14 protein-coding genes and 1 riboswitch are annotated in these 16281 nt (G+C 72.2%); of the genes, 4 read left to right on the top strand and 10 right to left on the bottom strand.

What is annotated here, in order from left to right:
• Positions 1–67: 67 nt before the first annotated feature.
• Together NI25_RS33260 and NI25_RS33255 are read right to left on the bottom strand one after the other, a co-directional pair.
• Positions 68–3268, bottom strand: coding sequence for a M28 family peptidase (locus NI25_RS33260; RefSeq protein WP_061446006.1), 3201 nt, complete (start codon positions 3266–3268; stop codon positions 68–70).
• Between the two features lie 260 nt (positions 3269–3528).
• Positions 3529–4950 carry a helix-turn-helix domain-containing protein gene (locus NI25_RS33255; RefSeq protein WP_061446005.1) on the bottom strand — a complete coding sequence of 474 codons (1422 nt, stop codon included), beginning with the start codon at positions 4948–4950 and terminating at the stop codon, positions 3529–3531.
• 215 nt (positions 4951–5165) lie between these two features.
• Between NI25_RS33255 and NI25_RS33250 the strand changes: the two genes are divergently transcribed.
• A complete protein-coding gene (locus tag NI25_RS33250; protein WP_061446004.1) occupies positions 5166–5888 on the top strand; it encodes a lysophospholipid acyltransferase family protein in 723 nt (240 codons plus the stop codon).
• Positions 5889–5969: 81 nt separating this feature from the next.
• Positions 5970–6995, top strand: a complete 1026-nt coding sequence (locus NI25_RS33245; protein ID WP_107071930.1) for an NAD-dependent epimerase/dehydratase family protein — start codon at positions 5970–5972, stop codon at positions 6993–6995.
• A 62-nt stretch (positions 6996–7057) separates the two neighbouring features.
• Here the strand turns inward: NI25_RS33245 and NI25_RS33240 are convergent, their stop codons facing one another.
• From NI25_RS33240 to NI25_RS33210, 7 genes are all read right to left on the bottom strand, one after another.
• Complete coding sequence (locus NI25_RS33240) at positions 7058–8677, bottom strand: alpha/beta hydrolase (protein WP_061446003.1); 1620 nt, start codon at positions 8675–8677, stop codon at positions 7058–7060.
• Positions 8678–8818: 141 nt separating this feature from the next.
• Positions 8819–9583, bottom strand: coding sequence for an urease accessory protein UreD (locus NI25_RS33235; protein WP_061447198.1), 765 nt, complete (start codon positions 9581–9583; stop codon positions 8819–8821).
• Positions 9580–10257: an urease accessory protein UreG gene (gene ureG / locus NI25_RS33230; RefSeq protein ID WP_061446002.1), complete on the bottom strand. Its 678-nt coding sequence runs from the start codon at positions 10255–10257 to the stop codon at positions 9580–9582. The genes NI25_RS33235 and ureG overlap by 4 nt, the downstream gene beginning before the upstream one ends.
• Positions 10258–10424: 167 nt before the next feature.
• Entirely contained in the window at positions 10425–11099 is a 675-nt protein-coding gene (locus NI25_RS33225) for an urease accessory protein UreF (RefSeq protein WP_061446001.1), read from the bottom strand.
• An 8-nt stretch (positions 11100–11107) separates the two neighbouring features.
• A complete protein-coding gene (locus tag NI25_RS33220; protein WP_061446000.1) occupies positions 11108–12829 on the bottom strand; it encodes an urease subunit alpha in 1722 nt (573 codons plus the stop codon).
• Positions 12822–13133: an urease subunit beta gene (locus tag NI25_RS33215; protein WP_061445999.1), complete on the bottom strand. Its 312-nt coding sequence runs from the start codon at positions 13131–13133 to the stop codon at positions 12822–12824. Before NI25_RS33215 ends, NI25_RS33220 begins: the two co-directional genes overlap by 8 nt.
• A 14-nt stretch (positions 13134–13147) precedes the next feature.
• On the bottom strand, positions 13148–13450 hold the full coding sequence (locus NI25_RS33210) for an urease subunit gamma (protein WP_061445998.1): 303 nt from the start codon (positions 13448–13450) through the stop codon (positions 13148–13150).
• Positions 13451–14013: 563 nt separating this feature from the next.
• A riboswitch (cyclic di-AMP (ydaO/yuaA leader) is annotated at positions 14014–14236 on the top strand.
• Positions 14237–14239: 3 nt separating this feature from the next.
• Between NI25_RS33210 and NI25_RS33205 the strand changes: the two genes are divergently transcribed.
• On the top strand, positions 14240–14713 hold the full coding sequence (locus NI25_RS33205) for a C40 family peptidase (protein WP_061445997.1): 474 nt from the start codon (positions 14240–14242) through the stop codon (positions 14711–14713).
• Here the strand turns inward: NI25_RS33205 and NI25_RS33200 are convergent.
• Positions 14684–15193, bottom strand: a complete 510-nt coding sequence (locus NI25_RS33200) for an ATP-binding protein (RefSeq protein WP_061445996.1) — start codon at positions 15191–15193, stop codon at positions 14684–14686. The genes NI25_RS33205 and NI25_RS33200 overlap by 30 nt on opposite strands.
• A gap of 216 nt (positions 15194–15409) precedes the next feature.
• Between NI25_RS33200 and NI25_RS33195 the strand changes: the two genes are divergently transcribed.
• On the top strand, positions 15410–16270 hold the full coding sequence (locus tag NI25_RS33195; RefSeq protein ID WP_061445995.1) for a helix-turn-helix domain-containing protein: 861 nt from the start codon (positions 15410–15412) through the stop codon (positions 16268–16270).
• The last annotated feature ends 11 nt before the right edge of the window (positions 16271–16281 follow it).

Raw genomic sequence — 16281 nt, 5'->3', positions numbered from 1 at the left:
GGGTTCCGTGCGAACCCCACCGCCCCTTTCGGCGTGTCAGGCGTGTCCGTCGCTCCTCAGACGGGTGTCAGAGGCGCTGCCAGAGCGCGGGAACGTTCGGCGGCTCCCAGCCGGGGTAGGCGGTGTGGCCCTGGATGCACCGGTAGCCGACGCCGTCGTAGGTGACCACGTCGCCGGCCGCGTAGGTGGCTCCCAGCCGCCAGGTGGTCTCACCGCCTCCGTCGCCGGAGACGGTGAGGGTGTACGTCGTGGTGTGGGTGACGGTGCCCGTGCCCGTGAGGGTCAGGGTGTACGTGCCGGCGGCCGTGCCCGCGGCGACCTGGACGGTGGCGGTCGAGGACTGGCCGGAGGTGACCGAGTCCGGCGTGAAGGTCACGCTCACGCCGGTCGGCGCGCCGGACGCCGACAACCGGACGTTCTGCGCGTCACCGCTGGTCGTGGCGGTGTTCACGGTGACGGACGCGGAGCCGCCCGGCTCGACCGTGCCCGAGGACGGGTTCGCGGAGATCGAGAAGTCGTCCTGCGGGTCGGGCGCGTCCCCGACGGCGGTCTTCCAGATCGTGTACGCGATGCCGTCGACGCTGCGGTTCAGCGCGGTGGCGTTGATGTTGGAGGTGGTGTCGCATGCGGAGTGGTAGCACGGGTCGTAGGACCGGCCCGCGGTGCCGCCCCACTTGGCGGCCTCCGTGGACGACTTCACGGCGGAGGCGCCGGTGGCGTAGCCGGAGGTGGGGATGCCGACCCGCTGGAACGAGTAGTCGTCGGAGCGGCCCTGGCCCTCGACGTTCTCCTGCGGGGCGAGGCCGAGGGAGGTCCAGTACTCCCGCATCGGGGCGGAGGCCGAGGAGGTCAGGTTGTTGATGAAGTAGCCGCCGTTGACGGAGGCGACCATGTCGAAGTTGTAGTACGCCTTGATTCGCGAGCGCTCGGTCGAGCTGAGCGTGCGGGCGTAGAAGTCGGAGCCGTTCAGGCCCTGTTCCTCGTCGGTCCACCAGGCGAAGCGGACGCGGTTCTTCATGGCCGGGTTCTGCTCGGCGAGGGTGAGCGCCGTCTGAAGGAGCGCGGCGGAACCGGAGCCGTTGTCGTTGATGCCGGGGCCGGCCGAGACGCCGTCCAGGTGGGCGCCGAACATGTAGACGCTGCTCGCGTCGCCCTTCGGCCACTCGGCGATCAGGTTGTTGCCCGCGCCGGCGGAGCAGCCGGAGGTGCAGGTCTGCTCGGTGACGGTGTAGCCGGCCGCCTGCAGCCTGCCCTTCACATATGCGAGGGAGGCGTCGTATCCGGAGCCGGTCGAGCGGCGGTTGCCGCCGTTCTGCGCGGCGATCGAGCCGAACTGCGCGAGGTGGGCCTGCACCTGGGCGACGTCGACGTCGGGCGGCGTGCCCGGCTGGCTGCCGCCGCCGACGGTGAGGGTGTACTGGGCGGTGTGGCTCTTGCTGCCCGCCGTGCCCCTGACGGTGATCGAGTACGTTCCGGCGGCCGTGCCGGAGGTGGTGGAGACGCGCATCGTCGAGCTGGACCCGGAGGTGACCGTCGACGGGCTGAAGGTGACGCTCACGCCGGGCGGGGTGCCGGTGGCGGTCAGGGACACCTGCTGGGCGCTGCCGGTGACGGTGCTGGTGCTGACCGTGGCGTTGACGGCGGAGCCGGCCTCGACGTTGCCGCTCGCCGGGCTGAGGGCCAGCGAGAAGTCGGTCTCCTGCCGGGCGCAGGTCGGGTCACCGGGCTGGGCCGGGATGTCGATCGCGTTCCAGGCCGCCTTGGTCGCGTCGAACAGGTCGCAGGACGCGTCCAGGTTCTTGGCCGCGGTGAGGGTGGCGGTGCGGTAGCGCTTGTAGGTCATGCCGCTGGTCTTGAGCAGCATGCCGCCGTAGAAGATCTTGCCGGCGTTCTGGATGCCGATGCCGGTGACCCGGCTGCCGTCGCAGGTCGGGCTGGAGGGCTTGCCGCCGCCGGGGTCGGAGCCCTCGGCGAGGAGGTAGAACCAGTGGTTCATGGGCCCGGCCGCCGCGTGCTCCTCGGTGCGCGGGATGGCGGAGGAGTAGCAGTTGGGGTCGTTGTTGACGAGCTGGGGGTTGTACATGTTGCGGATCGGGCCGCGGCCCTGGAGGTCGATCTCCTCGCCGACGGTGTAGTCGGGGGTGTCGTACCCGGAGGGCTGGTTGGCATAGGCCTCGGTGAGGGCGCCCATGATGTCGCCGGTGGCCTCGCCCAGGCCGCTCTCGTGGTTGGCGCCGCCAGGGGTGTAGCTGTCCAGGCCGTGGCCGAACTCGTGGCCCACCACGTCCATGCCGGCGATCCACTTGCCGGCGCTGTTGTGGCCGATGGTGACCCGTGAGCCGTCCCAGTAGGCGTTGAGCTGGTTGAGGCCGACGAGGACCGGCCAGCTGCCGCCGTTGCCGTTGTGTCCGTTGCGGCCGAGCCAGTCGCGGAGCATGTCCGACTCCTTCTGCGCCGCGTACATGACGTCGACGCAGCCGGTCTCGCGGCTGGAGGCGTTGCCGGTGCCCCAGTCGTCGTCCGGTCCGGTGAACAGGCCGCCGTTGTAGTCCGAGCACTGCAGGCCGGGGCGGGTGGTGTCGCGCAGGGCGTACTGACTGCCGGAGCGGGAGGTGTCGATGGTCAGCGGGTTCGGGCCGTTCCACTCGCTGTGCCCGGTGCCGGCCTTCACGTCGTCGTAGCTGTCGACGACCTTGCCGGTGCGGGCGTCCACGAAGACGTGCAGCCTGCTGGGCACGTCGTCCTTGGTGGTGCCGACGAGCACGGTCTCCCAGGCGAGGGTCTGGACGTCGTCCTTGACGCGGACCACCAGGCGCCTGGAGTCGACCTCGTCGACGTTCGCGAGCCGCTCGCGGCTGGTCCTCACCGCCTGCTCGGCCTTGATCCCGGCCTCGGTGGGCACGGCTATCGCGCCCTCGCTCGCGGACTGGACGGCGCGGACGCGGCCCTTGCCGTCGGCGAGGACGACGGCGTCGCCGCCGACCACCGGCAGACCGTGGTAGGTGCGCTCGTAGGCGACCGAGAAGAGGTTGTCGTCCCAGGGGGTGACCCGATGGCGGTCGTACTGCTCGTCGGGGCCGCCGGCGACCAGGGCGTCCAGGCCGCTGCGGACGGCCTGGTCGGCCGCGGCGACGGCCCTCTCGACGGGGCTGGGTTCCGCCGCGGAGGGCGCGGACCGCTCCGAGGCCGAGGCGAGGGAGGTCGGTACCACCACCCCTGCGAGTGTCATGGCCAGGACTGTCCCGGCCACCGCGGTCTGTCTGAGCATCGTGGCTCCTTGTGAGAGTGGGGGGCTCCTTGCGGGCCGGCCCGGGCCAGGACATGCCGGACGCGCAGCCTGGGGTGCGGAGACGCGTCCGTCGGAGGTGCGAGTGTCAGTTGCATGTCATGTCGCGGGCTGGCGGAACCCTCACACCCCGCCGCACCGGAATCAACGGCTCCGCGAGCTTGGTCCAGACCTGGCAAATTCCGGCAAGTACGGGTGCGTGCGGGAGAGACCCCGCCCTCCCGGAACCGAAGCCCTGCCCCTCACTCCCCCGCGTCCAGCAGCCGCTCCCGGTACTCCCGGACCTCCGGCAGGTCGGCCCACTCCCCGGTGAGCCGGCTGTGCAGTCCGCGCAGCTCGGCGGTGACCATCGACTCGCGTGAGCGCACTGCCTCCGGCAGGACCTCCGAGGCGAGGGCGACGGCGGCCCCGGGGTCGCCGGCGCAGGCCCAGCTGTCCGCCAGGCGGAGGGTGAGCAGCAGCCGGGCGCCCCGCATCTGGGGCGGCACCTGCGCGCGCGAGCGTGCGGTGGCGTCGACCGCGCGCCGGGCCGCCGTACGGTCCCCGGTCGCCACCGCGAGGTCGCGCAGGGCTCCGCCGATCGCCGAGTCGACCCGCATCGCGCCCTCGGCCCCGGCCAACCACGGCGCCTCCAGGTGGTCCCGCCGGCCGAGGCGGGCGAAGCCCCGCCGGGCCAGGGCGATGTGACGTCGGCACTCCGCGGCGTCACCCGCCAGGGCGTGGCCGCGCGCCTGGTAGAGGTGCGACAGGGTGGCCGTCCACCGGCGCCGACCGTCCACCGCGGCGATGCCCTGCGCGTAGCCGAGCATCAGCGAGGGGTCTCCGTCGAGCCGGACCAGGGTGCACATGTCGCTGAGCAGCGTCGCGCGGGCGGGGGCGTCGTGGACGGCGTCCGCCCAGCGCAGTCCGTGGCCGAACCAGGCCATCGCGACGCCGATCTGCCCGCGCTCCATGCGCAGCCGGCCGGCGACCTGGGCGTACTGCGCAGCGAGCCGCAACTGCCCGTAGGGCAGCCGGCCCCCGGAGTTGACCTCGTCGGCCCAGCGGGCCAGGGCCCGCAGGAGTCCCTCTACGGCCGTCACCCGGCCCTCGTGCCGGAACGCCTCGCGGATCAGGCAGGCCAGGACGGCGGTGAGGCCGTGCAGCAGCTCCGGCTCGGCGACGGCTGCTCCGGCGCCGGCCCACCCGGGTGCCGGGCCGCCGACCGGGCCCGGCCCGTCGAGCAGCGCCGGCAACTCGCCCGGATCGGGCACCGCGCACCCGGCGGTGCCGTGCAGCGGGCACACCAGTCCCTCGGCGGGCAGCCGCGCGGGCCACATTTGGGCGTCCGGCGCTCCTCGCCCCACGGGGGCGTCCGCACCGGGCAGCGGTGCGAACAGCGCCGGGTCGGCCGGGGACCGGCCAGGTCGGCGCGGCACCTCGCGCGGCGCGGCGACGATCGCGGCCAGCTCTCCGCCCGTCTGCAGCACCGTGTCGAGCCGGCGCACCAGTCCCACGGGCGGCTCACGCAGGCCGGCCTCGAGCTTGCTCACGGCCGAGTGGTGGTAGCCGACCCGCAGGCCGAGTTGCAGCTGGGTGAGCCCGGCCGCCCTGCGCAGGGAACGCAACCGCCGCCCGAACTCCGCCCAGGAAGCCCCGGCCGCCCGTGCCGATCCACCGGTCATCCGCCCTCCCCCGGTCGCGCCCCCGCCGCGGGCCGTGCGCCGCCCGGGCTTCGCGCATGCCGCCTCCCGACAGCACAGAGGACGGTGTGTGCCGCGTCAATCGAGTTGACCGAAGAGCGACCGAACCGCTCCCGGCCGGTTTCGGCCCGGTCGGGCTACGATCGATCACCGGTCGCGGACGACCGGCCGGGAGCCCGGAGAACTGGAGACCCACCGTGTTCTACTACGTGCTCAAGTACGTCCTGCTGGGCCCGCTGCTGAGGATCGTCTTCCGACCCCGGATCGAGGGCCTGGACCATGTGCCGGGGTCGGGTGCGGCCATCGTCGCGGGCAACCACCTCTCCTTCTCGGACCACTTCCTGATGCCCGCGGTGCTCAAGCGCCGCATCACCTTCCTCGCCAAGGCCGAGTACTTCACGGGGCCGGGCCTCAAGGGCCGGCTGACGGCGTTCTTCTTCCGCAGCGCCGGGCAGATCCCCGTGGACCGCTCCGGCAAGGAGGCGGGGCAGGCCGCGATCCGCGAGGGGCTCGGTGTGCTGGGCCGGGGCGAGTTGCTCGGCATCTACCCGGAGGGCACCCGCTCGCACGACGGCCGGCTCTACAAGGGCAAGGTCGGCGTCGCGGTGATGGCGCTCAGGGCCGGGGTGCCCGTCGTCCCCTGCGCGATGATCGGCACCTTCGAGGCGCAGCCGCCGGGCCGGAAGATCCCGAGGCTGCACCCGGTGGTGATCCGATTCGGCGAGCCCCTCGACTTCTCCCGGTACGCCGGCATGGAGGGCGAGAAGGCCGTGCTGCGCGCCGTCACCGACGAGATCGTCTACGCCATCCTGTCCCTGTCCGGCCAGGAGTACGTGGACCGGTACGCGGCGGACGTGAAGGCGGAGGAGGCCCGGAAGGCGGCCGAGGGGCGGAAGTTCCCCAGGCTGCCGCGCCGTTAGCCGGGGGCCTTGCGGGTTTCCGTCGTCTGCCGTCGGCAGAAGGGCGTGGCCGGCCGGCGACGGGACGCCTACGGTCGCCGTATGACACGTGCGGTGGTGGTCGGGGCGACGGGACAGATCGGACGGGCGGCGGTGGACACGCTGGCCCGGGACGGCTGGGAGGTGACGGCCGTCTCGCGCGGCGGCGACCGGGACGCGCGGTGGCCGGGGGACGTGAGGGTGGCACGGGCCGACCGGGAGGACGACGCGGCGCTGTCGGCGGCGGTGGGCGAGGGCTGCGACGTCCTGGTGGACGTGGTGGCGTACGGTGACGGGCACGCACGGCAGTTGCTCTCGCTCGCCGGTCGGGTCGGCTCGGCGGTGGTGATCTCCAGCGTGTCGGTCTACGAGGACGACCAGGGCCGCGGTTTCGACACGCAGACCGAGCCCGGCGGCTTCCCCCGGTACCCGGTGCCGGTCACCGAGGCACAGCGCACGATCCGCCCGGGCGACGCCTCGTACAGCACCCGCAAGGCGGCCCTGGAGCGGGAACTGCTCGCGGGGGGCGACCGGTTGCCGGTGACGCTGCTGCGGGCCGGCGCGGTCCACGGCCCGTACTGCGGGACGCCCCGCGAGCTGTACGTCGTCAAGCGCAACCTCGACGGCAGGCACCGGCGCGTGCTGGCGTACAGCGGCGCGAGCCGCTTCCACCCGGCGAGTGTGCGCAACATCGCCGAGCTGATCCGGCTGGCCGCCGCGCGGCCGGGTACGCGCGTCCTGAACGCGGTGGACCCCGACGCCCCGACGGTTGCGGAGATCGCGGCGGCGATCGACGCGGTGATGGGCGTCGAGACCGAGGACGTGCTGCTGGACGGCCCGCCGGTGGACGGCGTGGGCGACACCCCGTGGAGCGTGCCCTCGCCGGTGGTGTGCGACATGAGCGCGGCCCGGGAGCAGTTGGGCTACCGCCCGGTGGTCCGCTACGCGGACACCCTGCCGGAGACGGTGGCCTTCATCGAGGAGCGACTGGCCGGCCGGGACTGGCGGGAGGCCTACCCGAAGATGTTCGCGGCGTACGGCGACCTCTTCGACTACGCGGCGGAGGACGCCTGGGCCGAGCGACGGTAGCGGAAGGGGGAGGCGGCGACCGGTCCGACCGGTCGCCGCCTCCCCCATGTCCGCCGGCCGGTCTACGGCTTGGGCGTGGCGTGCGGCGCGCAGGTCACGTCGCGGGCGTCCACCTTGCCGGTGAGCAGGTAGGTGTCCACACGGTCGTTGACGCACGGGTTGACCAGCCCGGTGACGCCGTGCGAGCCGGCGTCCCGCTCGGTGATCAGGCGAGAGCCCTCGAACCGCCGGTGCAGTTCGACGGCGCCCTCGTACGGAGTGGCCGCGTCCCGCTCGGACTGGACGATCAGCACCGGCGGAAGTCCCTTGCCGGTCTTGACGTTCAGCGGGGTCTGCTGCTTGACCGGCCAGGTGGCGCACGGCAGGTTCATCCATGCGTTGGCCCAGGTCATGAACGGGTGGTCGCGGTGCAGTCGGGTGTTGTCCCGGTCCCAGGTGTTCCAGTCGGTGGGCCACTTGGCGTCGGTGCACTCGACTGCCGTGTAGACGGCGTTGCCGTTCTCCGCGGAGGCGTTGCCCGCGGTGTCGGACAGGTCGGGGGCGGCCGCGTCGACGAGGGCCTGGGTGTCACCGGCGACGTACTTGCTGAAGGTCGCGGCGATCGGTGCCCAGGCGGAGTCGTAGTACGGGGCGCTCTGGAAGAAGGAGATCAGCTCGGCCGGTCCGACGACGCCGCCCAGCGGCTCCTTCGCCGCGGTGGCGCGCAGCTTCAGCCACTGGTCCTGGACCTCGGCGCGGGTGTCGCCGAGGTGGTAGGTGGCGTCGTTCGCGGCGACCCAGTCCTGCCACTCCTTCCAGCGGCCCTCGAAGGCGACGTCCTGGTCCAGGTTGGCCTGGTACCAGATCTTGTCGCGGGAGGGGTTGACGACGCTGTCGACGACCATGCGGCGGACGTGGTCCGGGAAGAGCGTGCCGTAGACGGCGCCGAGGTAGGTGCCGTAGGAGACGCCGAGGTAGTTGAGCTTCTTCTCGCCGAGCGCGGCGCGGATGACGTCGAGGTCGCGCGCGGTGTTCGGCGTGGTCATGTGCGGCAGCATCTCGCCGCTGCGCTCGAAGCAGCCCTCGGCGTACTCGCGGGCGAGCTTGCGCTGGGCGAGCTTGTCCGCCTCGGACCCGGGCACGGGGTCGGCCTTGGGCGCCTTGACGAACTCCTGCGGGTCGGCACAGGAGATGGGCGCGGAGTGGCCGACGCCGCGGGGGTCGAAGCCGACGAAGTCGTAGGCCTTGGCGGCGTTCGCCCACACCGCGCTCTTGCCGGTCACGCGTGCCGGGAACCGCAGACCGGATCCGCCGGGCCCGCCGGGGTTGTAGATGAGCGCGCCCTGGCGCTCGCTCCTGCCCCCGGTGTTGCCGATGCGGTCGACGGCCAGCTTGATCTGCTTGCCGAACGGCTTGGCGTAGTCCAGCGGCACCGTGACGTAGCCGCACTGGATGGGCTTCGGCAGGTTCCAGCCGGCGTCGCAGTCCTCCCAGTCGACGCCGGCCCGGGCGGCGCGGGCGGCGGCGATGGTGACACCGCGCGCCTCCTTGTCCCAGCCTCGTGCGTGCGGGTGCCCACGGCCGTCGGCCGGGGCGGCGCTCGCGGCGGGCGCCGAGACGGCGCCCGCCATCAGCGTGGCGGTGACCAGCGCTCCGGCCGAGCCGAACGCGGTCGCCCTCCGCCGTATGCTGCTCTTGCTCAAGTGGCCCTCCCCGTACGTGTTCGCGACAAGTACGGGGATCCTCCCGGCTGTGGGATTCCCAAGGACAGAGTCAGTACTACTTTTTTGCCAATCCGATAAACGGAGAATCGCGTTCGATCGACGGACTCGCCGACGCGGTCCTCAGTCCAGCGTGGCCAGGGCTGCGTCCAGCAGCCGTCGCAGCCGCAGCCCGTCCGGTGCCACCGCGGTCACCAGGGCGGCGGACCCGCCGAGCGGCATGACGGCCGCGCCCTCCTCGAACACCCGCGCCGCCGGCGGTTCGTCGCCGAACTGAGGCCGTACGACGACCAGCTGGCCGACGGCACGGTGTCCCGCCAGGCCCGCCGGTCCGTCCCAGCCGCCCGGCGCGCCGGGACCGCAGGCCAGTTCCTGGTCGAGGACACAGCTTCCGTCGATCCGCACGGTCAGACGGCTGGTGAGGCGGCCGGGTTCCTCTCCGGCCCGCCCCAGCACCTGCTCCTCGCGCAGCAGCAGCCGTGCCCCGGCGGCGAGGTCGACGGACGTGGTGACGTGCAGATCGCTGCCGCCGCCGGAGATCAACTGCTCCGGCACCCAGCACAGCTCGGCATCGTCGTCGACGGTGAGCCGGACGTCGTAGCGGGCCCCGGCCTCGTCCTGGCCGGGCAGCGCGAGCGTGGCGGCGGCCGAGCCCACGCGCAGGCGGGCGCCGCGCTCCGCGTGGACCCCCACCGTGAAGTGGTCGCCGCCCAGCGGTCCGCTCATCGCGCCGACCAGCATCACCCGGGCCTCGGCTCCGCTCCCCCGGGTCCGGCGCACGGCGAGGGGACCTTCGCCCTCCAGCACCGGCAGCACGGTGCCGCCGCGCCCGTCGCAGCGGGCGAGGACGCGTGCGCTCGCCCGGACGCCGCCCGGCGCGGTGGTCACGCGGTCCACGCGGCGATCCGCTCCCGCACCCAGTCGGCGACCTCGCGCACCCCGTCCTCGCTCCGCAACGACTGGAGCACGACGGGCAGTTCACCGCGCACCGTCTTGGCGTCCGCGGCCATCCGCCCGAGGTCGGAACCGACGTAGGGCGCGAGGTCGGTCTTGTTGACGATCAGCAGGTCGGCGGTGGCGACTCCGGGCCCGCCCTTGCGCGGGATGTCGTCGCCGCCCGCCACGTCGATCACGAACACCTGCGCGTCGACGAGACCCCTGGAGAAGGTGGCGGTGAGGTTGTCCCCGCCGGACTCCACCAGGACCAGGTCGAGCGGCCCGACCTCGTCCTCCAGGTCCTCGACGGCCTCCAGGTTGGCGGAGATGTCGTCCCGGATCGCGGTGTGCGGGCAGGCGCCGGTCTCCACGGCGGTGATCCGCTCGGGCGGCAGCACGGCCTCGCGGAGCAGGAACTCGGCGTCCTCCCGGGTGTAGATGTCGTTGGTCACCACGGCGAGGGACAACTCCTCCCGCAGCGCCCGGCACAGCGCGGCGACGGTGGCGGTCTTCCCGGACCCGACGGGCCCGCCGAGCCCGATGCGCAGCGCACGACGGCTCCCGTCGGGCCGCCGGGCGTCGGCGGAGACGGCTGCGGGAGATTCGAGGTGATGATCAAGATGCACGAACAGCTCCTATGAAATCTTGGACCGGCCTCCTCAGCCCCGTCCGGCGTTTGAGGACGAGGCCGTTCAGGCCGAAAGGGGGCCAGGGGGCAGAGCCCCCTGGCGGTGTGGAAGGGGCAGAGCCCCTGGGGTCGGGAAGGCAAGGGGCGGCCGGGGCGAATCCCCACCTACGAGGCGAACAACCGCACGGCCCGGGCGGCATGCGCCTCCGCCCCGATCTCCAGCAACGGCGCGGACCGCGCCGGCAGCACCCCGACCCCGTCGGAGACGACCCGCTCGGCCGTCTCCACCGCGTCCCGCGCCACCCGGTCCATGTCGTCCGCGAGCCGGGCCAGCACCCCCGTCGCGTCGAACGGATCGAGACCGAGCAGCCGCACGACGGCGGTCGCCGGCCCGCTCACCCCCTCGTAGAGGGAGCAGTACGCGGCGTCGAGTGCCCCGAGACCGGCCGCGCGGGCGGCCGCCCCCAGCACGACGGGCTGATGGGCGCCCTTGGGGAACAGCGAGGCCACGGCGTCGAGTTCGGGGCTCGGCCAGGTCGCCCGGGCGGCCCGCATCAGCTGCCGCCCCAGCCTGCGCCCGGCCGCCCGCAGGGCGGGCGACGGGGTGCGGGCGTCGACGGCGCGGTCGAGGTCCCCGGGATCGGCCCCGAGGGCGGCGGCCGCCGCGACGCACGCCGCGACGACCCCGCTCGTGTGCAACCGCCCCCGGCAGAAGGCCTCCAGGCTCGCGGCGTCGGTGACGCGTCCCGCCCGGACGGCGGCCTCCGCCCCGCCGGAGTGGGCGTGCCCTCCGGCGGGGAAGCGGCCGTCCGCGAGGACGAGCAGTGCTGCGCGGCTCATCCCGGCGCTCAGAAGAGGAAGTACCGCTGGGCCAGCGGCAGCTCGGCGACGGGAGCGGGCTCGACGAGTTCGCCGTCGATGGTCACCGCGAACGAGTCCGCGGCGACCTCCACACGGGGCAGCGCGTCGTTCTCCCGCATGTCCGCCTTGGTCCGGCCGCGCGTCGACCGGATGGGCACGAACGCCCGCCCGAGCCCGAGCCGCTCCGCCAGCCCGTCCTCGACGGCCTGCTCGGAGACGAAGTTCACCGAGTTGCCGGCGGGAGCGGTCCCCATCGCCCCGTACATCGGGCGCGGCAGCACGGGCTGCGGCGTGGGGATGGAGGCGTTCGCGTCGCCCATCTGCGCGTACGCGATCTGGCCGCCCTTGATGACGAGCTGCGGCTTCACACCGAAGAAGCGGGGGTCCCAGAGCACCAGGTCGGCGAGCTTGCCGGTCTCGACGGAGCCGACCTCGTGCTCGATGCCCTGGGCGACGGCGGGGTTGATGGTGTACTTGGCGACATAGCGACGGGCGCGGAGGTTGTCCGCACGGGTGTCGCCGGGCAGGAGGCCGCGCCTGCGCTTCATCACGTGCGCGGTCTGCCAGGTCCGCAGGATCACCTCGCCGATGCGCCCCATGGCCTGGGCGTCGGACGACATGATGGAGATCGCCCCCATGTCGTGCAGGATGTCCTCGGCCGCGATGGTGCTGGGCCGGATCCGGGACTCGGCGAAGGCCAGGTCCTCGGGGACGGCGGGGTTCAGGTGGTGGCAGACCATCAGCATGTCGAGGTGTTCCTCGATGGTGTTGACGGTGTGCGGCCGGGTCGGGTTGGTGGACGCCGGCAGCATGTTGGGCAGTGACACCGCCGTGATCATGTCAGGCGCGTGGCCGCCGCCGGCGCCCTCGACGTGGAAGGCGTGCAGGGTGCGGCCCGCGACCGCGTCGAAGGTGTCGCCGACGAAGCCTGCCTCGTTCAGGGTGTCGGAGTGGACGGCCAGCTGGACGCCGGACTCCTCGCACACGTCCAGGCAGGCGGAGATGACGGCGGGGGTCGCGCCCCAGTCCTCGTGGATCTTGAAGCCGAGGACGCCGGCGCGCAGTTGGTCGCGCATGGACTCCTTCGACATGGTGCTGCCCTTGCCGAGGAAGCCGATGTTGACGGGGCTGGACTCCAGGGCGGCGAACATCCACGCGAGATGCCGGGCGCCGGGCGTGACGGTGGTCGCCTTGCTGCCCTCGGCCGGGCCCGTGCCACCGCCGATGAGCGTGGTGATGCCGGACGCCAGTGCCTCGTCGACGGCGTTCGGCGCGATGAAGTGGACGTGGGTGTCGATGCCGCCCGCGGTGACGATCTTGCCGTTGCCCGCGACGATCTCGGTCTCGGGGCCGATGACCAGGTCGGGGTGGACACCGTCCATGGTGTCCGGGTTGCCGGACTTGCCGATGCCGGTGATCCGGCCGTCGCGGATGCCGATGTCGGCCTTGACGATCCCCCAGTGGTCGATGATCACGGCTCCGGTGATCACCGTGTCGGGAGCGCCTTCGGCCCGGGTGGTGCGCGCCTGCCCCATGGACTCGCGCAGTACCTTGCCGCCGCCGAAGACGGCCTCGTCGCCGGAGCGGCCGGGACCGCCCGAGCGGTCCTCCTCGATCTCGACGAGGAGGTCGGTGTCGGCGAGGCGGATGCGGTCGCCGGTGGTCGGGCCGAACAGGTCGGCGTAGGCGGGGCGGGACAGCTCAGGCATCGAGGGCACCTCCGGTCGCGCCGCGCAGACCGACGACGACACGGGCCCCCGCAAGGGGGATCAGCCGTACGTCGACGGGGATGCCCGGCTCGAACCGGACGGCGGTGCCGGCGGCGATGTCCAGCCGCCTGCCGTGCGCCGCGCCGCGGTCGAACTCGAGACCGGGGTTGACCTCGGCGAAATGGTAGTGGGAGCCGACCTGGACGGGCCGGTCGGCGGTGTTGAGCACGGTCAGGCGGGTGACTTCGCGGCCTTCGTTGAAAGCGACCGGCTCGTCCGCGAACAGGATCTCTCCGGGGATCACGACTGCGGCCCCCGTCAGATGATCGGTTCGTGGACGGTGACCAGCTTGGTGCCGTCGGGGAAGGTGGCCTCGACCTGCACGTCGTGGATCATCTCGGGGACACCCTCCATGACCTCGTCGCGCTGGACGAGCTTGCGTCCGGAGGACATGAGTTCACCGACGCTGCGCCCGTCCCGGGCGCCTTCGAGGACGTGCGCGGTGATCAGCGCGACGACCTCGGGATGGTTGAGCTTCACGCCTCGTACGCGGCGCTTCTCCGCCACGTCGGCGGCCACATGGATGAGCAGTCTCTCCTGCTCGTGCGGGGTCAGTTGCATTTACCACCTCACAGGGCATGACGCCAGGACCGGACGGTCCGGCTGTCGCGGCTGCCGCGACGGCTCTAGATGTAACACACACGAACAGATCGGAATTCACCTACCGGTGCGCGGAAAACCGCAGGTGGATCGGGGTGCAGACTAGGGCTAGAGTGTTACGGCCACGTCACCCGGTTTTGACCGAGTGATTACCGATGCCGTCGGCGGTTTCCAGCGTGCCCACTTTCGGCGGGATACGTCCCGCATGTCCGCTTCGACGATCCCGGCTCGCGACGAACCGATCCGAAACGGACCAAAAGGCGTACCCCCTATCGGCGTAGGAACACGTCCGATTCGTCACCGGTCGAAGTTGCGGCACCGGCGCTGCCGACCTGTGGGACGCACCACTTCGCCGCTGGTCCCGGCGCCGCCACCGCACTCGCCGGCTCCCCGGATCCCGGGGCGTCAACCCGAACGGGTGAGCGGCACGTAACAACACAAGGAGCACGTTCCGTTGGGAATTTCCCCTGGGGCGGGACAAGATCCGTGACTGACGACAAGCCCCCGCCGCGGCGGCGGGGCGGTCCGGGCGGACGCCGAGTCCTGCCACCGTCCGGACGACCGGTCGCAAGGGAAGTGGATCGGCAGGAGTGGAGGACCCGAGCACGACGGGTCGCCGGCACGGCCGTCCTCGCGAGAGGAGCCGGGCCGAGCGGTCCTTGGGGTGAAGCCGCACGCGTGCGGCCGGGCAACTTCGCCAGCCCGAATCCGACAGGTCATCCTTCACAGGCGGCTGACGAAGGGTTGCGCATGTCCGCGCTCAATCGTGTCCCGTCCCTGATGGCCCGTGCCGGTACGGCCTCGGCCCTCACCCTCGCCGCCGTGGGCGGCTCCGTCGTGGTTCCCGGTGTCGCCTCGGAGGCGTCCGCGGCGAGCCATGCGGCGAAGGCCCTCAAGGTCGCGGCCTCGAAGAAGGGTGCCCCGTACCGCTGGGGCGCCACCGGCCCCCACCGGTTCGACTGTTCCGGCCTGACGCTGTACTCGTTCAAGAAGGCCGGCAAGAAGCTGCCGCGTACCGCGGCCCAGCAGTACAACAAGACCCGCCACGTCTCCGCCAAGAACCGCAGGGCGGGAGACCTGGTGTTCTTCCACTCGGGCCGCAGCGTGTACCACGTCGGCATCTACGCGGGGAAGGGCAAGCTCTGGCACGCCCCGAAGACCGGGGACGTGGTGCGCCTGCAGAAGATCTGGACGTCAAGCGTCTGGTACGGCCGGGTCAAGTAGCCCGCCCGCGGGGGTGACGGCGCTCTCCCCCGTCGTCACCCCCGCGGGTGCGCTCGGCCGGCCCGGTGTCCAGGGCAGTTCGATCGAGACGGTCTTGCCTCCCTCGCGCGTGGGCCGGACCCTCAGCCTGCCGCCGCACTCGGCGGTCAGCCAGCGGATGATCACCATGCCCCGCCCGTTGTCCTGCTGGACGGCGGCGGGCAGGCGCTTGGGGAAGCGCGGGTGGCTGTCGGTGACCCCGATGCGCAGCCGCTCGTCGCGGTCGAGAACGAGGTCCACCGTGAAGGTGGGCGACTGCCCCAGTGTGTGCTGGACCGCGTTGGTCGCCAGTTCGGAGACGATGAGCCGGACGGTCTCGGACAGGTCGGCGTCGGCGGGCAGCCCCCATTCCGCCAGCGTGCCGACCGCATAGGTCCGCGCGGCGGCCACCGAGGCCGGATCGCTCGGCAGAGTGACGGATGCTTCCAGATGGTCTGCCATGGCGACGTCGTCCCTTTCTCACGGCACCGCGGGCCCGACACGGAGCGGACGGTTCGAGTACGGTCCCGGACTGGTGCTTCGCCGCCAGACTGCCATTACCAGGCCCGCGAAGGGCGGCGATCCACCAAGATATGCATATATCTGTCGCTCGAAGCGGTGAACTCTGCGACGGCAGAGCGTATTCGGGCGGCTCATAGGGAGTAGGGGAGTTGTCCCATGCAGCACGGTCCCGTGGTGCGCCGTCGGAAGCTGGGCGCGGAACTGCGCGCCCTGCGCACTTCGGCGGGCATCACCAGCGGCGAGGCGGCCCGGCTCGTGGGCTGGCACCAGTCGAAGGTCAGCCGGATCGAGACCGGGACGAGCGGGGCGAAACCGGCCGACGTGCGGTTACTGCTGGACGCGTACGGCGTGGACGACGAGCAGTTGCGGGGGCTGCTGGTGATGCTGGCACGCTCCGAGGACGCGGGGGGCCGCAACCACTGGTGGCACGCCTATCGCGGTGTGCTGCCCCCGACCTACCGCGACTTCATCAGCCTGGAGTCGCAGGCCAGCGCGATGCGCACGCTGGAGACCACGGTGGTGCCCGGGCTGCTCCAGACGCCGGAGTACGCCCGCGCGGTCACGCGGGCCGCGGTGGACGGACTGCCGGAGGAACGGCTGGACACGCTGGTGGAGGTCCGACTGGCCCGGCAGGACGTGCTGCGGGCCCAGCCGCCGTTGGAGCTGATCGCGGTCCTGGACGAGGCGGTGCTGCGCCGGGAGGTGGGCGGGCCCGAGGTGATGGCCCGTCAGCTGGACCGGCTGGTCGAGGCCGCGCGGCTCCCCCATGTCCGGCTCCAGGTCCTGCCGTTTGCCGCCGGGGCGCACATCGGTGTCACCGGCCCTTTCGTAATCTTCTCATTTTCGAGCACTTCTGATCTCGACGTGGTTGTTCTCGACCACTTGACGAGTAGCCTGCACCTCGAACGGAAAGAAGACCTAGAGGCCTATACCGAGGCCTTCAACGCCCTTCTGATCCATGCCCTTTCGCCCGAGGACTCGTTGGACTTCATCGCCGCGACCGCGGCAGGCGCGTAAGGAGGCACCAT

The organism is Streptomyces sp. CCM_MD2014, from assembly GCF_000772045.1.
Taxonomy (GTDB): Bacteria; Actinomycetota; Actinomycetes; order Streptomycetales; family Streptomycetaceae; genus Streptomyces; species Streptomyces salinarius.
The sequence above is the reverse complement of the archived record's forward strand: the minus strand, read 5'-3'. Positions and strand labels throughout refer to the sequence as shown.

What these genes read in the sequence shown, in the direction of transcription:
- NI25_RS33200 (WP_061445996.1), bottom strand. Translation starts at nt 15,193, where the DNA reads ATGGCAGACCATCTGGAAGCATCCGTCACTCTGCCGAGCGATCCGGCC.
- NI25_RS33210 (WP_061445998.1), bottom strand. Translation starts at nt 13,450, where the DNA reads ATGCAACTGACCCCGCACGAGCAGGAGAGACTGCTCATCCATGTGGCC.
- NI25_RS33225 (WP_061446001.1), bottom strand. Translation starts at nt 11,099, where the DNA reads ATGAGCCGCGCAGCACTGCTCGTCCTCGCGGACGGCCGCTTCCCCGCC.
- NI25_RS33195 (WP_061445995.1), top strand. Translation starts at nt 15,410, where the DNA reads ATGCAGCACGGTCCCGTGGTGCGCCGTCGGAAGCTGGGCGCGGAACTG.
- NI25_RS33205 (WP_061445997.1), top strand. Translation starts at nt 14,240, where the DNA reads ATGTCCGCGCTCAATCGTGTCCCGTCCCTGATGGCCCGTGCCGGTACG.
- NI25_RS33260 (WP_061446006.1), bottom strand. Translation starts at nt 3,268, where the DNA reads ATGCTCAGACAGACCGCGGTGGCCGGGACAGTCCTGGCCATGACACTC.
- NI25_RS33245 (WP_107071930.1), top strand. Translation starts at nt 5,970, where the DNA reads ATGACACGTGCGGTGGTGGTCGGGGCGACGGGACAGATCGGACGGGCG.
- NI25_RS33220 (WP_061446000.1), bottom strand. Translation starts at nt 12,829, where the DNA reads ATGCCTGAGCTGTCCCGCCCCGCCTACGCCGACCTGTTCGGCCCGACC.
- NI25_RS33255 (WP_061446005.1), bottom strand. Translation starts at nt 4,950, where the DNA reads ATGACCGGTGGATCGGCACGGGCGGCCGGGGCTTCCTGGGCGGAGTTC.